The sequence below is a fragment of the Marinibacterium profundimaris genome (assembly GCF_002210095.1).
Lineage (GTDB): Bacteria > Pseudomonadota > Alphaproteobacteria > Rhodobacterales > Rhodobacteraceae > Marinibacterium > Marinibacterium profundimaris.
The window spans coordinates 72,200-94,619 of the sequence record NZ_AQQR01000015.1 but is presented as its reverse complement, the minus strand read 5'-3'; the positions used below and the strand labels follow the sequence as shown (position 1 = coordinate 94,619).

Below are 22,420 nucleotides of genomic sequence, written 5' to 3'. Positions count from 1 at the left end.
TAACCTGAAGGTCAGAGGTTCAAATCCTCTCCCCGCAACCAAAATAATTTGCGTTTTCAAATGCTTAACCGCCGCCCTCTGGGGCGGCGTTTTCGTTTCAAACGCCCGTGGAAGCACTGTGGAAGCAAGAAGGGCCGAAGTCCTTCATATCGCTTCGTAAATCCGTGCCTGCTTCCCCGCGGCTGGACACGCTCGACGCCAGGTCACGCGCTAGTGTTCCCCACCTGACGGAGGATTCCAAGCATCAGGCCGACGTGTCAGTGTCGGGGCATGAGACGCGATGACATCTGCCTTTACCTGAGCCCCGCTGACCGAGCCGAACTCCAATCCCTGATCGCCGACCGGAACACGCCGCGCAAGCTCGTCTGGCGGGCGAAGATCGTTCTGGAGACGGCGGATGGTCACGGCACGGGCGAGATCATGCGGCGCGCGCATACGTCGAAGCCCACCGTCTGGCGCTGGCAGGAACGATACCTCGATGAGGGCTTGGACGGCCTGAAGCGCGACAAGACCCGCCCCTCTCGGGTCCCGCCGCTACCGCGGGAGACACGCATGAAGGTGATCGCCAAGACGGTGAGGGAGAACCCTCCGAACGCGACCCACTGGAGCCGCTCGATCATGGCCGAGGCGGTCGGCATCTCGCCGTCGAGCGTGGGAAGGATATGGGCGGACGCCAGGCTGAAGCCGCATCTGACGAAATCCTTCAAGGTCTCGAACGATCCGATGTTCGAGGAGAAGGTCACCGACATCGTCGGGCTCTACCTCGACCCGCCGGAGCGCGCGGTGGTGCTCTGCGTCGATGAAAAATCCCAGATCCAGGCGCTTGACCGGACCCAGCCGGGGCTGCCGCTGAAGAGGGGTCGCGCCGCCACGCTGACCCACGATTACAAGCGCCATGGCACGACAACGCTGTTCGCGGCGCTCGACGTCAAATCCGGCAAGGTGATCGGCGAGTGCCTGCCGCGCCATCGGGCCAGGGAATTCCTGAAGTTCCTGCGCCGCATCGACCGGCATGTGCCGAAGTCGCGCGAGGTGCACCTGGTGCTCGACAACTACGCGACCCACAAGATACCCGAGGTGACGGCCTGGCTTTCGAAGCACCCGCGCTTCAAACTGCATTTCACGCCGACCAGCGCGTCATGGCTGAACATGGTCGAACGGTTCTTCGCCGAGATCACGTCACGGCGCATTCGGCGCGGCAGTTACACCAGCGTCGGCGACCTCGAGGCCGCCATCTACGACTACCTCCTGCAGCATAACGCCAACCCGAAGCCCTTCACTTGGACCAAGTCGGCAGAGGACATCCTCGCCCGCGAGCGCCGCGCGCTGAATGCCCTCGATGAAATCCGCGGAAACAGGTAGCAAGCGTCAGACTCGGAACACTAGGTTCCGAGCCCGCATCAGGCAGCGACTCAAGCCGGGGCGTCGCCGTCTGGCAAGAACGGAACGTTGGGCCCCTCACAGGGAAAGGCGAGGTCAATTTCCTTTGCGACCAGCGACTGCATTCTCCAGAGATACGAATCCCGGATGCCCATCTCTTCGAAGTGGACGACCGTGTTGTAGAGGTAGTCGGCGCAGCTCCCAGCGTGCCCCACGGCGGTGGCAAGGCGCCGGGCCTGTTCCTCCTCGGGAAGATAGATGAAGTCGTCGTCGGCGGAGTGTGCGCAATAGAAGGCCAGTGCGCGAACGGCCCCAGTAGACGACCTCGCGCTCACCCAGCGCAAAGATGGAAGGTCTACCAGATAGGAGATCTCGCGCCGCAGGAGCGTCAGGATCCGTGCTTCGCGATCATCATCGGGCAAACGGAAGACGGCCCCGAGGCACGAACCCCCACGCGCCAGGGCCAGCATGAGACCAGGTGCATCTGGTGTCGCGCGGTAGTTTCTGATGTTGAGGCAAAACGCGCGCCGCCACCCGTGGACCACTGCACGCCGCCTCTCCACATGATCGAACGCGGGTTTCCAGAGAAGCGAGCCATACACGAACACCCACAAGGGTTCTCCCTCACAGTCGCTGGCAAGCCGAGCGGCGAGTTCCGACATCTCGGACTCCGTCAGCGGGGTGAGATGGGGTGAAGTGGGCTGGGCCGGTTTCTCGACCACCCGGTGAGCGCGCCTGACATGCTCTTCCGTCAGCGAGAGCCTACGTAGACGCACATTCTGCGTCATGCGCAAACGCCCTCTCTTCTTCCGCGCATGGTAACCGCGCCTCCCCACGCGCTCGCTGACTTCGGCATGAGCCTGACCTCCTCCGCGAGGCCCGATCAGACCGGCCCGATCCGGGCCGCGACCAGTTCCTGCAGGCGCCAGAGGCCGGGGTCATGCATCCCGCGCGCCTCGAGTTGCATCACCGTGTTAAGAAGGTACTCCGCCCCCGTACCGAGGTGGCCGCAGCTTCTCGACAGCACATCGGCGATCTCTTCCGGTGTCAGGTCGCCGGCATACTGAGGCGCTCGGCGATTCATCACGAAGACGAGTGCCGGCATGGGGCCATCATCGGTCTGCACGTTGAGCCAGCGAGGGATGTTGGTATTCGGCTTGATCGTGAACTCGCGCCGGAAGAGCGTGTTGAACTGCGTCTCCAGATCTTCGTCCGGCAACTGGAACAGGACGCCCTGGCACCTCCCGCCACGATCGAGCGACATCATGAGGCCGGGGTACTCCGGTGATCCGCGGAACCGCCACTGCCGCAGGCAGAATGACCGGCGCCAGCCTCGCAGGATACCGCCCTGCTCCCCCAAATGCTCGATCTCGGGCCTCCAGATCAGGGATCCATAGGCGAACAACTGCGTCGGCCTGTCTGGTGCAGGATGCGAGGCGAGTATGCGGGAGACCCAGTCCGCGTAGTCCTCGTCCGTCTGTGGCTGAAGGCCGGGAGGTTGCCCCTCATCCGTCATGTCCCGATGAACGAGTGCGACATGCGCAGGGGTGAGCGACAGCTCTCTCTGGCCACCTGCCATCGGCTTCATGGAAGGCCCGCCCTTTTCGCGCGGATGACGGTGCTCGCCAACGCGCCGTCGGCCAGACTTCGGATGTAGTTGATCCGACGCTCGACGAAATCGGGGCCGAGCAGCACTTCGTTCGCCTGGTGCTGGCCCGTCAAAGGAGCAGCTCCGGCCGCCTTCATGCGCCGCGCGAGCTCCACATGCGCATCGGTCTCGTCGTCGACCGATAGCACGTCAAACCCCGCGTCTCGGAAGTGACCGATCAGCTCTTCGCTGGCGTCGACGTGGCTTCCTGCCGCGTCCCGCGCCCATGGCAGGGGATACTGCGGCTCGCCCGCGTTCGAGGTGACCTCGGTCCAGAGCAACGTGGCCCCCGGCTTCAGGACCCGGATGCATTCGCGCAGGACCGCCGGTCTGTCGGGAAGGTTCATGCCCACGTAGAAGCAATAGGCGTGGTCGAAGATGCCCGCGCCGAAAGGCATGTTCGCCGCATCTGCCTCGATGAAATCCACCTCATCCGCCAGTTCCGCGAGACGCGTCAGTTCGGTGGCCGCCACGACGAACTGGGGAGTCAGGTCGATCCCGGTCACACGGCATCCGAAGACGCTCGCGAAGTACCGCGCCGGCCCGCCGATGCCGGACCCCACGTCGAGGAGATGGGCACCCCTCGCTGGGTTCAGCTTCGCCGCGTGGTCCCGCGTCGCAAGGAGTTCCCGACCGTGCAGCTGGTCGAAGGGAAAGAGTTGCTCGGCCGCGAGCGGCTTGCCATCCGTCGCCGCCCACGGAACTGCGGCGAGGATACGCTCCACGATGTCCGCCGAGGCGTAGTGTTCCTGAACGCGGGCCGACATTAGACGGCCCTCTTCTTGACCGTCTGGATTTCTGCCCCTGTCGTCGAGAACATCCAGAACATCAGCAGTGTGCCCAGGACCACGAGAACGGATCCCGGCGGCGCAAGCGCTCCGCCGCCGCCGCGGTCGATGTCGAACTTCCCGGCAACAAGGACCAGCGCACCGATCTGGAAGAGCGCGAACTGCGGCCAGGCCAGCCTGCTGGACAGGAGCGCGGGCCAGTTGCGGTAGAGCAAACCGAAAAGCACGGAGAGCACGAACCCCAGTAGGTTTGCGTGCGCATGCGAGTTGGCGAACTGCAACTGGTCGGTGATGCCGAGATAGATCCCGAAGATCATGCCGGCGACGAGCCAGAGAAACCCTGCGAGTACGTAGAGGCGATCCATCTTCACGAGCCTGCACTCCTTTCAAAGAAGGCGGCCGCTGGTCACGCGGAAGCGTGCGTGGTCAGACAGTCTTGGAAGCGTTGCGCCTCTTCTCGCCCTTTGACAATGGAAACCTTGTGATGCCCAGCCTCCGAGCGGCGTCCCGTCTTCAGAAACCGCAACGCTTTCCACCCCTTCAGGTTTTGGCCCTGAAGGTCTGAGGGTAGAAAACACCCTTAAAACAATGCGTTGCCGTGATCTCAGTTTTCGCGCAACTTCGCAGAAATGCGACGCTTCTCATAACCTGAAGGTCGTAGGTTCAAATCCTACTCCCGCAACCAGTTTTAGCGAACAGGCCGCACCCGAAAGGGTAGCGGCCTTTTTGCTGTCCGAAAAACTCAACAGTTCCAACAGCTTGCCGCGGATCTCCAGCGTGTGTAGCTCCGCATCCTCGTCCCACGAGACGACCACCGTCTCGACCAGCGTATGCAACTCGTCAGCCGCCGGGCCCGCCACGGCTTCGTCCATGAGCGTTCCCACCAGATCCTCAACATGGGACCGGTAGAGCGCGGGCAGATCCGTTGGAAGCTCGATCGGCGCAGGGACGAGCGTGTCGCGTTCTGCTTGTAGCGCGGAAAGTTCAGCGTCGACCGCGTTCAGGCGCTTGATGACCGGGGATGAATAGTCGCCGTTCTCTACTGCAGCCATCAGTTTGTAGTGGGTCTTCTGGACCTCCCGGATCCGGGCGTCGTGTCGCTGGAGCACTTTCCCGCTTTCCTGCTCCTCCGCGCGCTTCCTGGCGATATAGCTTGAGCGAAACTGTTCGTAGGCCTCCTCCTGCATCAGCCCTTCGCGCAGGCCGCCGAGGATCGTCTCTGCGGCGTCGGCCTCCGAGATGCCGGGCATGCCGGTGCAGACGGCCGCGCCCTTCTCCTTGGCATTGGCGCAGTAGTAGCGCCTCCGAGTGCCTTTGCCGGCCACGGTGAGATTGCCGCCGCACTGACCGCAGGTCAGAAGCCCCGAGAGAAGATACTTCCGCCGTCGCGCGCTCTGTGCCGCTCCGGCACCGGTCTTGCCGTCAGCTTCGGCCCGGGTGCGGGAGTTGTCGATCAGGTCCTGGCGTGCCTTGACCTTGTCCCACAAGTCCTCGTCGATGATCCGCAGTTCTGGCTTCTCGGTGGTGAGCCATTCTTCGGGTGGGTTGGGCTTGGAGACCCGGCGACCGGTCTCGGGATGCTTGGAATAGCGCTGCCGGTTCCAGACGTGCCGCCCGATGTAGAGTTCGTTGTTGAGGATTCCGGTGCCGCGTGCGCGGTGTCCGTAGATCGTGTTGGCCTTCCAGTGACCGCTGCCAGCGCCGCGTCCCCGTGGGGCAGGGACGGCGGACGCGTTGAGGTCGGCCGCGATCTGTCGAGGCGACTTGCCGGCGGCATATTCCTCGAAGATACGGCGCACGATCGCAGCCTCTTCCGGGTCGATCTGCATGATGCTGCCGTCCGACTTTCCGCCCCGGGGCGGGAGAACCTCCGAGCGATAGCCGTAGGCCCGCCCGCCGGTGTTCTTGCCGGCCTCGACGCGGCCGACGAGGCCGCGACGGGTCTTGTGCGAAAGCTCTTCCAGGAACAGCTGTGCGAAGGTCCCGAGGATCCCGATATCGAAGATCCCGAGCTTTCCGCGGTGCAGCTGATGCATCTCGACATCGGCGTAGTTGGCCTTCTTGTAGAACATCATCAGCTGCTCGAGGTCGCGCGCCAGCCGGTCGAGATGCTCGAAGAGGACGATGTCGCAGCCACCCTCCGAGATGAAGGCCTGCAGAGCCTTGAAGCCCGGGCGGCCCGCCATCGCGCCGCTGATCGCCACGTCTTCGAAGACCTGCACCACGGTCCAGCCATCCTGTCGCGCCGCGTGCTGACGGCAGAGCCGCACCTGGTCCTCGATCGAGGTCGGGTTCTGCAGATCGCTGGAATATCGCGCGTAGATGGCGACGCGGACGGGCTTGGCGGATTGGATCATTCGAAACCTTCAACAGGGGGCGGCCGGGCGACAGAAGCTGACGCATTCGTCACGCGCTGTCCAGTCTCAGTCCAAACACGGAAATCCGGATGAAAATATGACGGGCGTTCCATAAATCGGCCCGAATCCACCGGCACAACGCGACTACCGCGTCCGGAGTGTCCGCCTTCGTGTTGCCCTCCCGGGCAGTCCGCTTGGCGGCAACTTCGGCGATGAGGTCGATCAGGTTCGCGAGGGCCATGCGCTTCTCCTTCGGCTGTGGACACCGAAAACCGACAGACTGGCGAGAGCAGCGCCCTCGGGTGTGATTGACGAGCCCGTGCAGGCAGGACCTGCACGGGCTTCTCATTTGGCGGGCGCGCCGACATCTGTAGCAGCAGAAGGTTCGTCGGCGCGCCCTGACGCGGGTGTTCCGGCCCGCGTGTTTCCTCAGGCTGCTGCGCGCAGCCCCTCCAGGGCTTTCTCGGCGCGCAGGATGTCGTGCACCGCCGAGAGGGTGGCGTAGAGCTCGATGACCACGGCGAGGGCGTTCGAGAGGCGGTCAGCCTCCGGCGTGAGCCGTTCCTGGCCCCAGGTCTTGTAGTCGGAGACGTTCTCCGGGCTGTGGTCGTAGCGCGTCTCGACGTAGGTGCCCTCGGCGATCTCGGCGTCGAGAACGCCGACCAGCTCGTGGAGCATCGCCAGAATGCCCTTGTCGAAGATCTTGCCGGCCCGCAGCAGCGCGGCGAGCTTCTTCGCCTCCTGCTTCGGCTTCGGCGCTACGAGGTCGAGCACATCCTGGTCGATCCCGGTGGCAGCGGCCCGCGCCAGCGGGAAGCACGAGGCAGCCATGGCGGTGATCTCGGAGGCGGATTTGAATGGCATATCCATTGGTCTTTCCTTGTGTTGATCGAGAGGGGAGGAGCAGCGGCGAGAGCGCGGTTCCCTATTGGAAACCGCGGTCTTCGCGCGCCTGCTCTTCCCGCCGCTGTTCTTCGCGGTAGTAGGCGGCAATGTCGGCTTCGGCCTGGATGCGCGCCCGGATAGCGTTCATCCGCTCCAGAAGGGCTTCGTCCAGGCGGCCGATGATCTGCGGGCCCTTGGTCCGGCCATGGAAGCCGCTGTGGTTCACGTGCACGATGATGCGCCGTGCGCAGACGAACCGCGTGGGCTTCGACAGCCCGGCTGTCTCCCGCGCGGAGGGTTGCTTTACGATGACCTCGTAGCCGCGGTTCGCGCGCGTATCGGCGGAGGTGCCGTAGGCGATCTCGACGAAGCGATCGTCGCCCTTGGCCAGCGTGTCGAGCACCAGGCAGGGACGGCGCTTCGGCGCGCCGGCTTCGTCATCCTCTTTGGCGAGAGGAAAGCGGAACAGCACGACGTCGCCGCGCAGCAAATCCGCGCTTGTCGCAACCGGCGTGAAAGGCTGGGGATGATGATACATGAGGGCCTCCTGTGGCGTGGGAAAACGACGCCAGCGGGAAAGCCTATCTACTCAAGGCGGTGGTTCAGCTGCGCGTCACAAAGACCGCGCGGCTGAACCACAGCCAAATCGGGAGAGCGCCGAGAGGGGGGGCCCTCTGGGCAAAATCTGCCCATGGAGGATCGGAGAGCCACAGCCGGACGCAGAAGAAGAGGCATGCGCGCCACGAACGGCACCACAAAAGTGTCGTGAAACGGCCCAAAGCCGACGACCTTACCAGAGTAGCGCGCTGCGTCATACAGCCCAAGGCTGCCGATGCGACTGTCTACAGCGCAAACTGGTTGATTTATTCAGGATACACCCAAGGAAAACATCCACGGCCTCGCACTAGAAGACGGCGCAGTTGCAGTAGCACACGGCACACCTTATCAGTTGTATTTGGGACATAAACAGGATGGCAAATGCCCTCGAAGCCGCGCGCAAGTAAATATATCAGCCTTAATGTGTTAAACGATCTTGGCTCACGATCCGCCCGCAGGCGGTTCATTTGGACGTTTATCATTCTGGCCGCTGTTACAGCTCTTTCCTATTGGTCTGCATCTCTGTTGGAGCCGGAGAATACATGGTCAAATTTCATTCGGTCCGTGTCATCCAACCTCTTTTCCGCAGCTCTAACTGTTCTGGTTGTCTACGGCGCATATATTTATTTTATCCGAGAGGATATCGAGAGACCGGAGATCGAAACGCTGCGACCTGGGGATATATCCGATGAGATAAAGGAACTGCCTGAAGATACGGCGTTCTACTTTCTTTGGGCGAGATCAGCGACATACTTCCGGGCCGAAACGCTTCAACGGTTGAGTGACAACGCGCGAAAGGCTCGGAAAACCATAGATGTCACTATTCTGCTGCCTGACCCTCAAATAAAAAATCTGTCCGAGGTCTATGAAGATATGGTAGGTATTCTGGGGGAGAATGACGGGAAAGACAAGCTATTCAAGAATGCAGTCGCCACCTCTGCGGCATGTGCCTTGGCTGCCGCGAACAATCGAAACCTCAAAGTTCGAGTTTGCTTATCAAACTTCATACCATCATTCCGAATAGATATGTCGGATCGAGGTGCAATCCTTACCGAAGACGACAAGTCTCTATATGCGCTAAAATTTTCAAGACAGAGCCAATTTTTTGAAATGTTTCGCTCAATGATTATCAGTGAGGTGGAGCTATCTCGGACAGTTGATTTGTCCGCCTACCAGTGGAAAAAGCACCGTGCCGGCGATGAAGACATTCCCGTAGAAGCGCTTCTCAGCTTTGGCTTCCCAGAAGATAGAGTCAGAGAGTATCGTGAGGAGATATTCTCTATAATCAAGCCGAAGGATCACCGCTACAAATGAAAGTTGAAAAGCGTCACATTCGGAGTTTTCGCGTTCACCCGCTTGGCTTTTACTATTTGGTTTTGTCCTCTGGCGAAGTGACCCGTCGCCTTCATGTTTACAGCGAAAATGCCGATTTCTCGGCAGATAACACGTGGCACACCCATGAGTTCGACTTGGACTCCAACGTTCTCGCTGGATCTATTAAGAACTATATAGCTGAGTTCGTTCCGGATAGAGAGGCAAACCTGAAGGAATTTTCGGTGACCTACGATGATGGTAGGTCGATACTGCATGAGACGGGGAGGCTTGGAGCAATATCAGAGGTGGTAAACTTTACCTGCGGTGCGGGGCAGCACTACTTTATTAAGGCCGGAACGATACACCGCGCTAAAAATATGGATAGCCCGTGCGTGACTCATGTAAGAATGAGGCATCAAGGGCAGAAAATATTCAGCTACGGATCTGAGGAATCTCCATTCTTGCGGAGGCAGGTTAGTGATACCGAGTCTTCTGAGATATTCGAGATACTTCGTGAAAATGACTTAATTGCATTTTGATAGGCAGCCGGGCGCGATTTATTTTAACCGATCTGTCTCGAATGCTGCTTCTTGCCTTCGTGAACGTAGTCGCCAAATCTTGCTGTCGACACTTAGCTCACAGTCGCTAATCGTTCGTTGCGCAGCGAATGGCGGCTGTGAGTCACTTTCAGTCTCTCGCGACCTTTCCGATGCTGCGGCGTGGGAGGCTTGATGCTGTAGACGACCCTGGGTCAAAAACCCATTTGAGCGTAGTAGGGATCCTTCTTGAGCGCAGGATGATCCACATGTAGGTTGGGAGCCAATGAAGCGCTGCTGCCATTCTTCGCGGCGGCCAGTAGGATCAAGACCTTGGGAAAGAAGAGTGCCTGAGGAAAGGTGTGATTTGGAGCTTTGATGTAAGCTTTGAGCGATTGGCTAAAGCTGGTCGAGCTACTTACCGACAGTAGATACTCGTATACATCGTCGGCATCTTGCGAGTTCAGCTTGCGAATGAAGTCAAGATACTGACCCCATTCGGATTCACCAATGAACAGAGACGTCAGCCCCGCAGCGGCCCGGCTGAGCCAGAAGTCGTCTGAAATTCGCTCGATATTGTCATCCAGAAGGCATTGTATTTGTGGGCGATCTAGAAAGCGAGCTGACACGAATATTGCACAGTGCAAGCCAATATCGCTCGTTGACGCGGCGTGTTTGCAGAATTCTTCCGCCCGAAGTGTGCATGCTTTGGTCTTGCGAAACTTGGCGTGAAGCATGAAGCCCGCCACATCTACGTATGCAGCATCGTCAACGAACACGCCGCTTCTCACCATTGCGATCAATTTCTTGAGGACTGTATTTCCTCTACTCGTTCTGGAGAGGTATCGCAGTGCTGTTGGCCGCATTGAGGGATTATGCTCGACCTGCCAGAGGAGGTCCTCTTCACTGACGCTTCCACCTGCTTCGTAGATCAAAGTCAATACATGTTTATAGATCTTTGGGCCATTGCCCCTAATGAAACGCGATTTCTCGCTCGGACCGCCAGCAGAGGTCCGATCAAGCCAAGCCTCATATTTCGAGGTTAAGATCGCCTTGGCGAACTTTAAGAATCGTTTCTTCTCGATAAGCGCCTCTACCCGTGAGAGCGTCAAATTCTCCGAAATACAGAAATGAGCGAATGCCTCCTGCTGTGATAGTATTTGAGTCTTCGAGGAGTTGAGCCTGAGTTGGCGTGATTGTAGGGTTAGATCAATATCTCGAACAATGACCTTTGCTTTCTCAACAGAACTCACGCCGATATCCATGTCGTCCATAAATCTGGCGTAGTTAGACACCGCTGAGTGCTCGCAAAGCTTGTCCACCTCGTAGAGCATAGCGTTCGCCAAAACACGTGTTGCTGATGTCTCAATTTGAGGCATGCCGACTTGTGTCAAAGGCATGAAATCTGGCGTCCATGTCAGGCGGTTCAGCACATGGATCAGCAGGTCGAGAATGGACTCGCGGATGTCTGCCAGGGAAGAGACGATGTTTCTAAGGTGCTGAAAGTTGATAAAGTCGTAGAAATTCGCGACGTCGGTTATTACGATGTAGTTGTTCTCCTTTGCAAAGCCAAAGATGCTCTTTTGAAACTTCTTCCAGCTTGCAAATGATCCGTACTCGAAGTCGCTTTGCTTAAAACCCTTCGTGAATTTTCCATCATCGGGCTCGAAAAAAGCTGACTTGCTTGGAGCTTTATGCTTCAACTCAAAGTACACCGACCTGGAGAGCCTTTCCAGAACGAGTAGGTCTTTTGGGTGTATCAAAGTCATTTGTCGGCAAAGGCCGCGAGACTTCTCAGCCAGATACCTCTTTGGCATGCGTACGACATAGTTGCCCTCACTGACCTCCCTGTGTACGCGTTGAAGTAGACGAGTTATATCTTGGTCAATGTCTCTATATTCAACCGCGTCGAATATGAGCTGCTTCCGTATTTGCGGCTTCGTTCGCTTCTTCCACTCCTCCTTCAAGAGGCTTATATCGAAGACGTCCTTGATATCACTTTGTAGAAACTGAAAGTTCGGAGATTGCAAAACCAGCCTCGCACATTGGTCGCTTAGTTATCGGACTGAGTGGCCTCGCTGGCAAGGGGGGACGCATCATGAGGTTTTGCTTTTGGACAGCGCGTCGACGTCGCAAATGCGACGAAGTGGTGTGCTCCGATCAGGTCAGTTAGTGAACGGCTACATGCGGATCGCCGCCATTCGAGCGGACCGCCGCGAATGTCTGGAAACCCATCATCATTACCCCGACCGGCGCCGGTGATGAGAACGCTCCGAAAAGCGTTCTCTTCTCCGGCGCGGTGCGCCTCGCACTAACGGCCTCGGGGTGCAGGGGCGTGGCGAACGGCCCCTGCGAGCAGGCGGGGGTTCGGGGGAGGAGTGCGGAACGACGCTCCCCCGGGAGCAGGGGTTGCAAGGGGAGTGCGGAACGATGACCTTGCCGCCCTCCGCGGAGGAGTGCTCGCCGCACAGGCGCCCCCGGCGGGCGGGGTTCCGGGGCAGCGCCCCGGGCGAACGGCAGGCCGAACGCAGGCACCGCAGGTGCCGAAGTGCGGGCTGTTTAGTGAGTAATGACCCCACACATCCGTTCGCGGCTGCGTCTGGCCGGTTTCTCCGGTGCGGGAAAACATCAACCCATTTTCTGACCTCAACGTTTGGAGGTCAGACATGGCAAGCAAGAAGCACCCGGTGGTCCTGCGGTTCGAGGGCATGGACCCGAGCGATATCGGTGGCTACGAGGCCCACCGCTATCGCAAGGGCGGTGACCTCGGACACATCGACCGGAACAAGCCGAAGCCCCGTCGGCTGATCGGCTCACAGATCTGGGCGGAAGAGGCGCGTGCCGAGATTGAGCTGATGAAGGTCGAGACTTTCGCAGCTGAGCTCGAGGACCTCGACCGGCGGAACCGGCGAAAGGATCTCGAGAAGCGGCGGATCGAAGGGCCCCGCGATCCCTGGCGGGCGTCGCGGCACGGACCGATGCGCGAACTCATCCTGACTGCCAACAAGGACTGGTTCGAGCAGACCGAGAGCAGCGATGTGGAGTTCAGCACCTCGCGCGAAGAACTGTTCGAGGAACGGGCCGTCGCCTGGTTGCGCGAAAACTTCGGCGACGACGTCATCCATGCCCGCGCCGATCTCGACGAACAAGCCTATCACATCCACGCTGTCATCATGCCGCGCGCGACCGTCAGGAAATACGGGATCGAGTGCCGTGTTCTGCAGCCCTCGATCCATCCGCTTATCAAGGACTACGAGGCCGCGCAGGACAGCGTCGGCGAGTGGTTCAGCGAAATCGGTCTGGTGCGCGGCGAGAAACGAAAGCAGGCCATCCGCGACGCGCTGAACGACGGTCGGACACCTCCGATCAATCCGCGGCATGTCCGACCCACAGAGTGGCGCGCGAAAGAGGAAAAGCGCCTCGCCGAGAAGGCCGCTGAAGTCGAGACCCGCGAGCGCGATCTCGTCGAACGCGAAGACGACGCGGCAACCGTCCTGGCCTTTGCCGAGGCGGTGGCGGCGGGCGAGATCGACACTGACGGGCGTCCGGCCAAGAGCGCCAAGGCAAACGGGAACCCCCAAACGCAACCATCGGTCAAGAAGGCAACTCTCGGATTTGCTGCCGCGCGCAAGGCCTTCCGGGCAGTTGCAAAGCGGCTCGGTGCGATGGCCGAAGAGAAGGCGCGTCGTGAGGCGCAAGAGCACATCGCGTCCGAGATTGCGGAGATCAGGGCCGCAGACGAAATCATCCTCGAGATCGCTCGCACGATCTCGCAAGACCAGCGGAACCGGATTGCGCAGATCCGGCGAACGCTGACCGCGAAGATCATGGCGCTCGATCCGCGGGCGAAGGGGCGTTCGAAGGGGCCGAACTCACGGTTCGAGGAGCCGCAGTGATGGCGCACAGGTACCGATTCTTTCACCAGAAAGGTCCTACTGAAGAAGAAGTGTTTTCTTTTCAGTCGTTTGGCTTGGCAAGTGCAATTTTCTCGTTTCCGTCCGCTGAAGCGCGAAAATTTTCGACTCCACATTAAGCGCAAGCCGGATGCGGCGGGCGGCAAACCCAAGGCTCCGGTGACATCGCAACCGCAAACCCGGAGTATTCCAAATGAAGAAATCGCTGTCCCAGAAACCCGCCCGCAAGCCCCGTTCGACGCAGTTCGAGATGACCCCCGCCATGGAGGCTCGCATGCAGAAGGCGATGGTTTCGATCGCCAATATCGCCGACCAGAAGGCCCGCAAGAACGACAAGATCCAGCGAGAGGCCCGCATGGCCATTGCCGAAACTTTCGACGCTTGGCTCGACTGGCTCGAAGAAGCCGCACCCGAGCAAATCGAGGAAATCTTCTTCGAACTCGGCTGCTTCGCCACCGCCACCAACCGCCGCCGGATGTTCAAGCACGCCAAGGCACCGGAAGGCGTCGCAGAGCGCGCGCAGCAGCAGGTCGATCGGTGGAAGGCCGATGAAGAAGCAGCCAAGGCAGCCGCCGACGATGACGTGCAATCAAAGCCTGATGCCGCCGAAAGCCAGGCGTGAGGGCTTCGCCCCGCGCGCAGAATGCGCGTGGAGGCGCAGATCACCGTCTCACCTGCAAAATCGTTCGCCAAAGACCAAATCCTGCTCCCGCAACCAAAATCCTACGCGTTATCAAACGCTTGAACGCCGCCCTCCGGGGCGGCGTTTGCGTTTGGGACCACCGTGGAAGCACTATGGAAGCAAGAGGGAACGAAGTCCTTCATATCGCTTCGTAAATCGATGTCTTCGATGTCCTTTGCTTCCAGTTCCGCTCGATAGGGATCATCGCATCAATTCCGGCCGGGATCCCGCTGCCAAAGGCGAGCTCTCGAACATCGACCGCGACAACATCCAGTACCGGCCGCTGTTCGGTCATGAGCACGAACTCGGTGATGGTGAAGTCCTAAACTTGCTGGAAATTCGGCTGGGGTGCCGCCCTGCTGGGAGGTGACGGAACCACCTTCGCCGGTTGCCGCCGGCGCCAGCCCGGGAGCACCCCATGAGCAAGAGAGTACCGCCGTCGATGCGCACCCGCGAGACACTGTCGTCGCTGATCGAGGGGCGGCTGTCGTCGCCCGACGGGCGCTCGGAGCTGGTGAAGCTGGCCACCCGGCTGATCCTGGAGGAGGCGCTTGAGGCGGAGACCCGGGATGCGCTGGGGCGGGACTACTACGAGCGCGGCGCGGAGGAGGGCCGGGGTTATCGCAACGGCTGCCGCACCGGGCGGCTGAAGACGGCGGAGGGGGCGATCGAGTTCTCCGCGCCGCAGGTCGCCGGGCGGGACGAGCCGTTCCGCTCCGAGATCCGCGAGCACGCCAAGGGCCGGACCGAGGCGCTGGAGGAACTGGCGGTGGAGATGCTGGCGCGGGGCCTGTCGGTGCGCGACATCGAGGACGCCTTTCGCGCCGACGACGGGCGGCTTCTGCTGTCGCGCACGGCGGTGTCCGAGCTCGGCGAGCAGCTCTGGCGGGACTATCAGGAGTTCGCCGCGCGGGACCTGAGCGAGCACGAGATCGTCTACCTCTTCGTGGACGGCATCGCCGAGCGCGTCCGCCCGGGTCAGCGGCGCGAGCCGGTGATGGCGGCCTGGGGCTTCACCGCGACCGGGGCGCGGGTTCTCCTGCACCTGATGGCCGGATCGAAGGAGGACGCCGAGACGGTGTCGGCCTTCTTCCAGGACATGCGCGCCCGCGGGCTGGGAGACCCGGCCCTGGTGGTCTCGGACGGCGCGCCCGGCGTGATCAAGGCGATCGAGACCTGTTTCCCGCGCTCGGCGCGCCAGCGCTGCCTCGCGCACCGCATGCGCAACCTCGCCGCCAAGGTCCCCGAGGACGTCTGGCCGGAGGTCAAGGCGCGCGTGCAGGCCGTCTACCAGGCCCCGAGCCGGGCGATCGCGCGCGATCTCGCGAAGGGCGTCGTCGAGGACTTCGGACGGGACCTGCCCTCGGCCGTGACCTGCTTCGAGGACGACTTCGAGGCGTGCATCGCGCACCTGCGCATGCCCGTCACCCACCGCCGGGCGATCCGGACCACGAACCTTCTGGAGCGTCTCTTCGTCGAGGAGCGCCGCCGGCTGAAGATCATCCCCAACGCCTTCGGCGAGCGCCCGGTGCTCAAGCTCATGTTCGGCGCCATGACCCGCGCCGCCGAGCGCTGGCGCTCGATCCGCTTCACCGAGTTCGAGCGCCGTCAGATCGAGGCCGTCCGGCAGGAACTCGCCGCCGAATACGAAGCCGCCGACACCACCGCCACTGCCGCCCGGCAGGCTCGCCCCGTCACCGGAATTTCCAGCAGTTCTCAGACTTGACCCTCGGTGATCCCGATGGACAAACGCAAGGTCGCTCAGTGCGCTCTAGACTTTGGATCGTCTCGTCAAGTGATACACAGCGGCCGACACAACCAAGTTCGCTTGAGCCGGCGATCGCGAGCCCCTTGAACCATCGCGGGCGTGGGGCGTTGGCGGTCGGCACGGCGGGTCGCGCGGTCGATCGTACGCGCGAGTGCGTCGCAGCAGCGCATAGGTTTGGATGCGGGAAACATAACGTTATTTGACTTGACATATCCTACGGGACATATCTCCAGCCTAGGAGGACGCCATGACTGTGCACGACGCCGCAGCCTATATTTTGGAGCAGGGCGGCGAGATGACTGCGATGAAGTTGCAGAAACTCGTCTACTACTCGCAGTGCTGGTCCCTGGTTTGGGACGAAACCCCTTTGTTTGAAGAGGTTATCGAGGCATGGGCTAACGGTCCCGTTAGCCCTGATCTGTATGCGGCTCACAAGGGCAGGTTCAAGGTTGCACCTGGCTCCATTCCCGGCAACCCTTCGACCCTCAGCGCAGATCAGCGGGCGACCATAGACGAGGTCATGAAGTTTTACGGGGCCAAGTCTGCACAGTGGTTGAGTGATCTCACTCACCTTGAAGCGCCTTGGCGGATGGCACGCGAGCGGGCAGGCGCCTCAGATGGGCAGAACTGCCAAGAGCCAATCACGCTGTCCGACATGCATGAGTACTATTCGGGTCTCGGCCAAGAGCCTGCGAAGGAATAGATGTCGCGCAAGGAAGCGCGCATTGCTCGCAAGATTCAAAAACAACTCAAAGACAGCGAGAAGAAGGCCCGACTTGTGGAAGCGGTCACGGTTGACCACGAGCCGCGCGTCCTTATCGAGCCTGATGAAACGAAGTCTGTTCGTGCCGGTGCTAGCCCGGAGAGCATTATGCAGATGAGCATGGCTTACAAGTTGTTCGACTATGCTGACCGCGATGGAGCGTGGACTTGGGGGCAGGCGCGTAATTGGTGTTCGCCGGACGCGAGAGCGGGAGCTGGCTGCGCTGTCCGGGCAGCAATGGATGCGATGAGCAGCCTTACGTGGTCCGAAATCCTCTCCCAGACTACCGGTGGGAAGGAGCGCCACAGGAAGCACCACTCCCAGTCATGGGACAGTTTGTGCGACGAAGCCCAAGATCGCTGGATCGAGATCGAGCGGACAGAGGAAGAGCTGTTTCGGTTCAGAGTCGGCGGCAAGGAACGCATCTGGGGCGTAAGGCAGGGCGCAACATTCTTTGTCGTTTGGTGGGATGCCGAACACCAAATCTACCCAACCGAAAAGAATTGATCCCTCCGCCAGGCTTTTTGCGCGCACTGTTCATTTGTCGATTTTCCTCTTTCCTCGGAGAGACTCATCTCGAGGCTTCCGTGACGGGTATGCCGAGCTCAATCACGCCGTTTAACAGAGCGACGCGGGCCGGATTCCAGAGAGCGATTGCTTTTGCGCCATGTGGTCGGCTTTGCGAAACCGGCCAGTTCCACTTGCCGGAGTAAAACTGAGCTCAATCTCTCCGACCGTGGCAATGTTTGAACTTTTTTCCTGATCCGCAGGGGCAGCGTTCATTCCGTCCAATTTTTCGTCCACCTGGACGCGTAGCCGACGTTACAACAGGCTCAGTTCTACCCATCTGCTTTGCGATGTTGGAAAGTGAGCATGGAGGAGCAGTCAGCCGTTGAGGAGGGGGCCCACGCAGCGCCTCGAGGAGCCGCCCGTCCGGCAGCACCGCCCATTTGTAGATCTGGATTGCTGTCCAGCCGGTCGCTTTGCAGCCCCACTCGTTGAAGCTCATCAGCTCGCCGCGAAACTCGACACGCTTCCCGTCCACCACGGTAGCGGCGCTATCTGGTCGGTCTTTTATCGTGAGGATGGTGCCAACCGGCAGAAGCCCCTCGTCGACCATTTCGCGTGTCTTCATCAGCCGCGCTCGGCCCGACTTGGCTGGCGCGGGTGGCACTTCCTCAAGCGACGCTTCGGCGAGCTTGATGCTATCGGTCGTGGTCGACGTCTCGGAAAGCCTGTCGAGCTTGGCCATGAAAGCCTCTACCCGCGGATAGAAGCTCCGCAGCCCTGATCGCCGTAGCGAGGCGCGGACTTCGCCTGCGGTGAGGCCAGCGGCCCGTTTGGCGACCAGACGGACAAACGCGTCGTCTTCCGTAATTGCGTCGAGGACGGCCTCGACCTGCCGGTCCACCCGCCACTCCGTCCAAAGCGCGTCGATCGCGCGCGCCTGCATCCGGCCGCGGGACAGGAGCGAGAGCGTAGCGGCGATGTCTTCGATCGCGGCAGACGGGTCGTCGAGCAGGACCGTCAGGAACAGTTTCTCTTCCGCTTCGACCGGTGCGTGGACCTTGTAGATCCTCCAGGCCGCGCCATTGGTGAGCACGCACCAGTCCACACCGGCGGCGTTGGCATAGTTCAGGGTCTGCAGGAGCGGCTTGCGGTCATCCAGGCTGACCCCGAGCGCCTTGGCCTCAACGAAGAGCGCCGGAGTGCTGTGGAGGAAAAGGGCATAGTCGACAGGATTGTCAGCAGCCGTGTGGCGGTATTCGCTTCTGACCTCTTCGACGTCCTGAAGATCCCATCCGAGCGCTTCGAGGACGGGAAGGATCAACACGCGTATCGTATCGGACTCGGTCAGGCGAACACGGCGATCCCGATAGCTTAGGATTCGTGTCCGAACAGTTGGGAGACAAGCCGCCAATGCGTTGAGTGAGTCTGCTATCGTCATGCTGCCCCCTCGAGAACCAGATCGCGGTTGAGCAGAACAATCTGCTGATCCTGAGGGCGGCGGGCGCTCGGGTCGGTATCGAGCCCGAGCCGTCTCAGCGCGTAGTAGAGGAGCGCTCGTCGGACCTTGATCTTGGCCTTGCCGCTACGCATTCCGTAGTCGAGCGCGATGACCTTGGCCTGCGTCTCCGAAAGTTCTGGATGGGGTCCGACCTCCAGGGTGACCACGGAATGCCAGTCGCGATCTTGTTCGGCCGACGTTTCACTCTCCCGCGATCCGCGGATGCCGAGGATCCGTGAGAGCAGGAAGTCCTTGAAGCACTCGTCGGTCAGACAGAACGCCCGCGTGTGCCAGCGGAACCCGTCGAACGCGATGGCGTGCGGCGCGATCCACCGCCAGCGTGGCTCCGGGCTGGACAGGGACTGATATTTCACCTCGGTCGCCTCGGAGCGGCGGATGGCGCCGACAACAGCCCGCAGCGTCACAGGATCGACACCACGCACTGGCGTGGGGGCGGATGCGTAGGGTGGCAGGTCAGGGATCCAGCAGTCCTCGCGCTCCAGCACGTCGTCGGCAACGAGGCGGAGCTGTGAGAGGTAGTGCGCGGCGTCTGGAGGGCGGAACTTGCAGTCGAAGTCGGACCCGCGGACATAGGTGCGCGCGCTCTTGTCGTAGACCATGTTGTCCGGCGCCAGCGCGATGTATCGGTTCAGGTCGGAGGATGCCTGGTTCACCGAGACGCCGAACTGCTGCATCACGTCGATGCGATTGACGTGCCCCTCCCAGAACAGGCGGAACTCGATGAACTCGAGGCGCTGCTCGATTCCCCAGCGTAGTTCGGCCTTGTCCCTGTCCACTCTGCACTCCCGCCCGGCCCTGCGCGCACGCGAACTGTGCGCGCCCAATTTCTGGGCTTTCTTGGAGGGTAGCCGCGAGGGATTGTGCAATCAATCGAAAAGGGGCGCAGCGGCGCGCGATTATCCCAAGGATTGCCTGAGGTTCTGCGCCACCGCATCGGCAGCCATCCGCACCGGCTCGGCCGCCAGATGGGCGTAGCGCGCCGTGGTCTGGACCTGCGTGTGGCCAAGGAGCTTGCCGATCATCGGCAGTCCCTGACCCGAGGCGACGGCGGTCGACGCGAAGGTGTGGCGCAGGTCGTGTATGCGGACGTCCTTCACCCCGGCGCGGGCGCGAACGCGCTGCCAGAAGGGCTGGAGATCGCTCAGGCGCTTGCCCGGCAGGGTGCCGGTGATGACCCACGGGTTCTCGTCGATGCGCTGAGCGTCGCGGAGCAGATCGACGACGGGCTGGCCGAGATGGACGACTTTGGCGCCGGACTTGGAATCCGGCAGGCGCAGGACGCGCTCGGCCAGATCGACGTATTCCCATTTCAGCGTCATGATCTCATTCAGCCGACACCCAGTCAGGATCAGCAAGCGCGCGGCGAGGATGGCCGAGGGCAGTTCGATCCCCTCTACCTCCATCTCGCGCAGGACCTCGCCGATCCGGCGGAGTTCGGCCGCGCTGAGAAAGCGCTCGCGCTTCTCCTCGGGGTATTTCCGGATGTGCTTTCGCGGGTTGGTGCCGTCCGGACGCAGGCCCCACATCTCGGCGAGGCTGAACATCTTCGAGACCACTTCGAGGCAGCGGTTCGCCTGATAGGGGATATGGCGGAGGTCGTGGTGGAACTTCGCCACGTCCGCCAGGGTGGTGCCCGTGACCGTCAGCTGCCCGAGCGCGGGCAGGATGAAGCGTTCGAGGTTCCGGCGATATTCCTTGGCTGTGCTGGCCTTCACGCGGATCGCGATGTGTTCCTTGTCGAACCGCTCGGCCAGCTCCTTCACCGTGATCGCCCTGCGCCCTGCGTCCCGCTCGGCGGCGGGGTCCGCGCCATTGCGCGCGGCGGCGACGATGGAGATGGCGCGGTTGCGCGCCTGCTCGCAGGTCAGCACCGTGCTGGGCCCGAGGCTGATCCGCCGGGACCGGCGTCCGGCGCGATACTGGACCACGTAGCCCTTGCGCCCGCTCGGCAGCACGCGCAGTCCGAAGCCGGGGATCTCGCTGTCCCAGACGAAGTATTCGGCGGGTTGGGCTTCTGCGGCGTCAACTAGGCGTTTGGTGATCCTGGGCATGGCGCTCTTCGGTGGTTCTCTCGAAGTTCCACAGTGCTGAAGTGCGGGCGACAGTCAACGAACACATTGAAATTGCGAAGAAAAAGGAAGTGGCTCGCATTTCCGCGCAGGGCGTTTCGGCGCGCTGGCGCGGGAAATCGACGAACCGCGCGAATCAGAACGCAGGTTTCGGACCCGGTGGACCGCTGATAGGCTCGGGGAAAAGAAACTGGCGATCCGATGGCTTCCAAGACCACCCTCAATGCGAAGAACCTCGAAGCGCTGGGCGCCGAGCGCCTGGCGCAACTACTGATCGAGGTCAGCACCGGCAACGCGGCCGCCAAGCGCAAGCTGCGGCTCGCGCTGGCGGGAGCCCAGAGCCCGAGGGAGGCCGCGCGGGAGATCACCAAGCGGCTGACAAGCATCGCCCGCGCCCGCAGCTTCATTACCTGGAAGAACCGCAAGGCGCTGGTCACGGATCTCGAAACCCAGCGGCGCGCCATCGTCGAGCAGATCGCGCCTGCCGATCCGGACGAGGCGCTGGCGCTGATGTGGCGGTTCATCGCGCTCGCCACGCCCGTCTTCGAGCGCTGCGACGACTCCAGCGGCACGGTCATCGGCATCTTCCACCAGGCCTGCGCCGATCTGGGCCAGCTCGCCGAAAAGGTTCGGCCGGATCCGCAGGCGCTCGCCGGCTCTGTCCTCGATGCGCTTCAGGACAACGGCTATGGCCAGTATGACGGCCTGATCGGCATCATGGCCCCGGCGCTCGGCGACGAGGGGCTGGCGGCCCTGAAATCGATGGCCGAGGACCTCGGTCGTTCGCCTGTGCCGGTTCCGCCTAAGGACCAATGGAAGGCGGTGGGCTGGGGCCCGGGCGGCACCACCTACGAGCACGAGATGCGGGCGCGCGAGCGCGCGAGCACGGTCGCCATGGCGCTCAAGGACATCGCCGACGCGCAGGGCGACGTCGACGGCTTCATCGCCCAGTACGATCCGAAGACGCGCAAGGTGCCGCAGATCGCGGCCGAGATCGCGCAGCGCCTGCTCGCGGCCGGCAGGGCAGGCGAGGCGCTGGGGTTCCTCGAGCGCGCGGAGCTGGGCGACGGCCTGCGGGTGCCGCTGGCCTGGCAGGACATTCGCCTGCAGACGCTGGAGGCGCTGGGTCGAGGCGAGGAGGCGCAAGCGTTCCGGTGGGACTGCTTCGAACGCACGCTCTCCGACAGCTACCTGCGAGCCTATCTCAAGCGGCTGCCCGACTTCGACGACATCGACGCCGAGGAGCGGGCGATGGCGCACGCCATGGCCTATCCGAGCCTTCTTCACGCCCTGCAATTCTTCCTCGACTGGCCGGCGCTGGATCGCGCCGCAGAACTCCTGATGGCCCGGCACGACGAGATCGACGGCGACCACTACGAGTATCTCGCGCCCGCGGCGGAGGCCCTGTCAGAACGTCATCCGCTGGCTGCAACGCTGGTGCTCCGCGCGATGATCGACTTCACGCTCACGAGGTCGCGGGCGAAGCGGTATCGCTATGCCGCCGAGCACCTGGTCTCATGCGCCCGGCTCGCGCGCGACATCCTGGACTTCGGTGCGTTCGAGACGCACGACGCGTATGTCGCCCGGCTGAAGGAGGAGCACGGCAGGAAGTTCGGTTTCTGGTCGATTACCGCTGCCTGATGGTCGTGCTACCGGAAAATCAGGTCTCGGCCCCTTGGAAGCATTGTGG

General features: G+C 61.6%; 22 protein-coding genes. 9 read left to right on the top strand and 13 right to left on the bottom strand.

The features are described 5' to 3' along the window. Positions 1-270: 270 nt before the first annotated feature. Positions 271-1,362 (top strand): IS630 family transposase, encoded by a 1,092-nt coding sequence (locus ATO3_RS22345; protein ID WP_088652125.1) that lies wholly within the window; start codon positions 271-273, stop codon positions 1,360-1,362. 50 nt (positions 1,363-1,412) lie between these two features. Here the strand turns inward: ATO3_RS22345 and ATO3_RS22340 are convergent, their stop codons facing one another. The 8 genes from ATO3_RS22340 to ATO3_RS22305 all read right to left on the bottom strand — a co-directional run bounded on the left by ATO3_RS22340 (position 1,413) and on the right by ATO3_RS22305 (position 7,596). Beyond that, positions 1,413-2,042 carry a gamma-glutamylcyclotransferase gene (locus tag ATO3_RS22340; protein ID WP_158218043.1) on the bottom strand — a complete coding sequence of 210 codons (630 nt, stop codon included), beginning with the start codon at positions 2,040-2,042 and terminating at the stop codon, positions 1,413-1,415. Between the two features lie 221 nt (positions 2,043-2,263). Next, positions 2,264-2,968: a gamma-glutamylcyclotransferase gene (locus ATO3_RS22335; protein ID WP_198963341.1), complete on the bottom strand. Its 705-nt coding sequence runs from the start codon at positions 2,966-2,968 to the stop codon at positions 2,264-2,266. Then, positions 2,965-3,795: a class I SAM-dependent methyltransferase gene (locus ATO3_RS22330; RefSeq protein ID WP_088652123.1), complete on the bottom strand. Its 831-nt coding sequence runs from the start codon at positions 3,793-3,795 to the stop codon at positions 2,965-2,967. Before ATO3_RS22330 ends, ATO3_RS22335 begins: the two co-directional genes overlap by 4 nt. After that, positions 3,795-4,181, bottom strand: a complete 387-nt coding sequence (locus tag ATO3_RS22325; protein WP_143747333.1) for a hypothetical protein — start codon at positions 4,179-4,181, stop codon at positions 3,795-3,797. Before ATO3_RS22325 ends, ATO3_RS22330 begins: the two co-directional genes overlap by 1 nt. A 276-nt stretch (positions 4,182-4,457) precedes the next feature. Then, positions 4,458-6,173, bottom strand: coding sequence for a recombinase family protein (locus ATO3_RS22320; protein WP_143747332.1), 1,716 nt, complete (start codon positions 6,171-6,173; stop codon positions 4,458-4,460). Positions 6,174-6,222: 49 nt separating this feature from the next. Beyond that, positions 6,223-6,414, bottom strand: coding sequence for a hypothetical protein (locus ATO3_RS22315; RefSeq protein WP_088652121.1), 192 nt, complete (start codon positions 6,412-6,414; stop codon positions 6,223-6,225). A 188-nt stretch (positions 6,415-6,602) separates the two neighbouring features. Then, entirely contained in the window at positions 6,603-7,043 is a 441-nt protein-coding gene (locus tag ATO3_RS22310) for a hypothetical protein (RefSeq protein WP_088652120.1), read from the bottom strand. Between the two features lie 55 nt (positions 7,044-7,098). Beyond that, entirely contained in the window at positions 7,099-7,596 is a 498-nt protein-coding gene (locus ATO3_RS22305) for a hypothetical protein (RefSeq protein WP_088652119.1), read from the bottom strand. 440 nt (positions 7,597-8,036) lie between these two features. Between ATO3_RS22305 and ATO3_RS28595 the strand changes: the two genes are divergently transcribed. Further along, positions 8,037-8,969: a hypothetical protein gene (locus ATO3_RS28595; RefSeq protein ID WP_143747331.1), complete on the top strand. Its 933-nt coding sequence runs from the start codon at positions 8,037-8,039 to the stop codon at positions 8,967-8,969. A 155-nt stretch (positions 8,970-9,124) separates the two neighbouring features. Then, entirely contained in the window at positions 9,125-9,508 is a 384-nt protein-coding gene (locus ATO3_RS22295; protein WP_143747330.1) for a hypothetical protein, read from the top strand. 212 nt (positions 9,509-9,720) lie between these two features. Here ATO3_RS22295 and ATO3_RS22290 read toward each other — a convergent pair whose 3' ends face one another. After that, complete coding sequence (locus ATO3_RS22290; RefSeq protein WP_158218042.1) at positions 9,721-11,220, bottom strand: RNA-directed DNA polymerase; 1,500 nt, start codon at positions 11,218-11,220, stop codon at positions 9,721-9,723. A 951-nt stretch (positions 11,221-12,171) separates the two neighbouring features. Here ATO3_RS22290 and ATO3_RS22285 point away from each other — a divergent pair. Then, positions 12,172-13,401 (top strand): plasmid recombination protein, encoded by a 1,230-nt coding sequence (locus ATO3_RS22285; RefSeq protein WP_143747328.1) that lies wholly within the window; start codon positions 12,172-12,174, stop codon positions 13,399-13,401. A gap of 211 nt (positions 13,402-13,612) precedes the next feature. Continuing rightward, positions 13,613-14,041, top strand: coding sequence for a hypothetical protein (locus ATO3_RS22280; protein ID WP_088652114.1), 429 nt, complete (start codon positions 13,613-13,615; stop codon positions 14,039-14,041). Positions 14,042-14,240: 199 nt separating this feature from the next. Here ATO3_RS22280 and ATO3_RS28590 read toward each other — a convergent pair whose 3' ends face one another. Continuing rightward, on the bottom strand, positions 14,241-14,396 hold the full coding sequence (locus ATO3_RS28590; protein WP_198963340.1) for a hypothetical protein: 156 nt from the start codon (positions 14,394-14,396) through the stop codon (positions 14,241-14,243). Between the two features lie 123 nt (positions 14,397-14,519). On the opposite strand from ATO3_RS28590, the gene ATO3_RS22275 reads away from it, so the two are divergent. The 3 genes from ATO3_RS22275 to ATO3_RS22265 all read left to right on the top strand — a co-directional run bounded on the left by ATO3_RS22275 (position 14,520) and on the right by ATO3_RS22265 (position 17,139). Further along, positions 14,520-15,827, top strand: coding sequence for an IS256 family transposase (locus ATO3_RS22275; RefSeq protein ID WP_088652113.1), 1,308 nt, complete (start codon positions 14,520-14,522; stop codon positions 15,825-15,827). A gap of 289 nt (positions 15,828-16,116) precedes the next feature. Then, positions 16,117-16,572: a Panacea domain-containing protein gene (locus ATO3_RS22270; RefSeq protein WP_088652112.1), complete on the top strand. Its 456-nt coding sequence runs from the start codon at positions 16,117-16,119 to the stop codon at positions 16,570-16,572. Beyond that, on the top strand, positions 16,573-17,139 hold the full coding sequence (locus ATO3_RS22265; protein WP_088652111.1) for a hypothetical protein: 567 nt from the start codon (positions 16,573-16,575) through the stop codon (positions 17,137-17,139). It abuts the gene before it with no gap. Between the two features lie 214 nt (positions 17,140-17,353). Here the strand turns inward: ATO3_RS22265 and ATO3_RS22260 are convergent, their stop codons facing one another. The 3 genes from ATO3_RS22260 to ATO3_RS22250 form a co-directional block, all read right to left on the bottom strand. Continuing rightward, positions 17,354-18,463 (bottom strand): SEC-C metal-binding domain-containing protein, encoded by a 1,110-nt coding sequence (locus ATO3_RS22260; protein ID WP_158218041.1) that lies wholly within the window; start codon positions 18,461-18,463, stop codon positions 17,354-17,356. Between the two features lie 113 nt (positions 18,464-18,576). Beyond that, positions 18,577-19,437 (bottom strand): WYL domain-containing protein, encoded by an 861-nt coding sequence (locus ATO3_RS22255; protein WP_088652109.1) that lies wholly within the window; start codon positions 19,435-19,437, stop codon positions 18,577-18,579. 120 nt (positions 19,438-19,557) lie between these two features. Beyond that, positions 19,558-20,712: a tyrosine-type recombinase/integrase gene (locus ATO3_RS22250; protein ID WP_088652108.1), complete on the bottom strand. Its 1,155-nt coding sequence runs from the start codon at positions 20,710-20,712 to the stop codon at positions 19,558-19,560. A gap of 219 nt (positions 20,713-20,931) precedes the next feature. On the opposite strand from ATO3_RS22250, the gene ATO3_RS22245 reads away from it, so the two are divergent. Then, positions 20,932-22,371: a DUF6880 family protein gene (locus ATO3_RS22245; RefSeq protein ID WP_088652107.1), complete on the top strand. Its 1,440-nt coding sequence runs from the start codon at positions 20,932-20,934 to the stop codon at positions 22,369-22,371. The last annotated feature ends 49 nt before the right edge of the window (positions 22,372-22,420 follow it).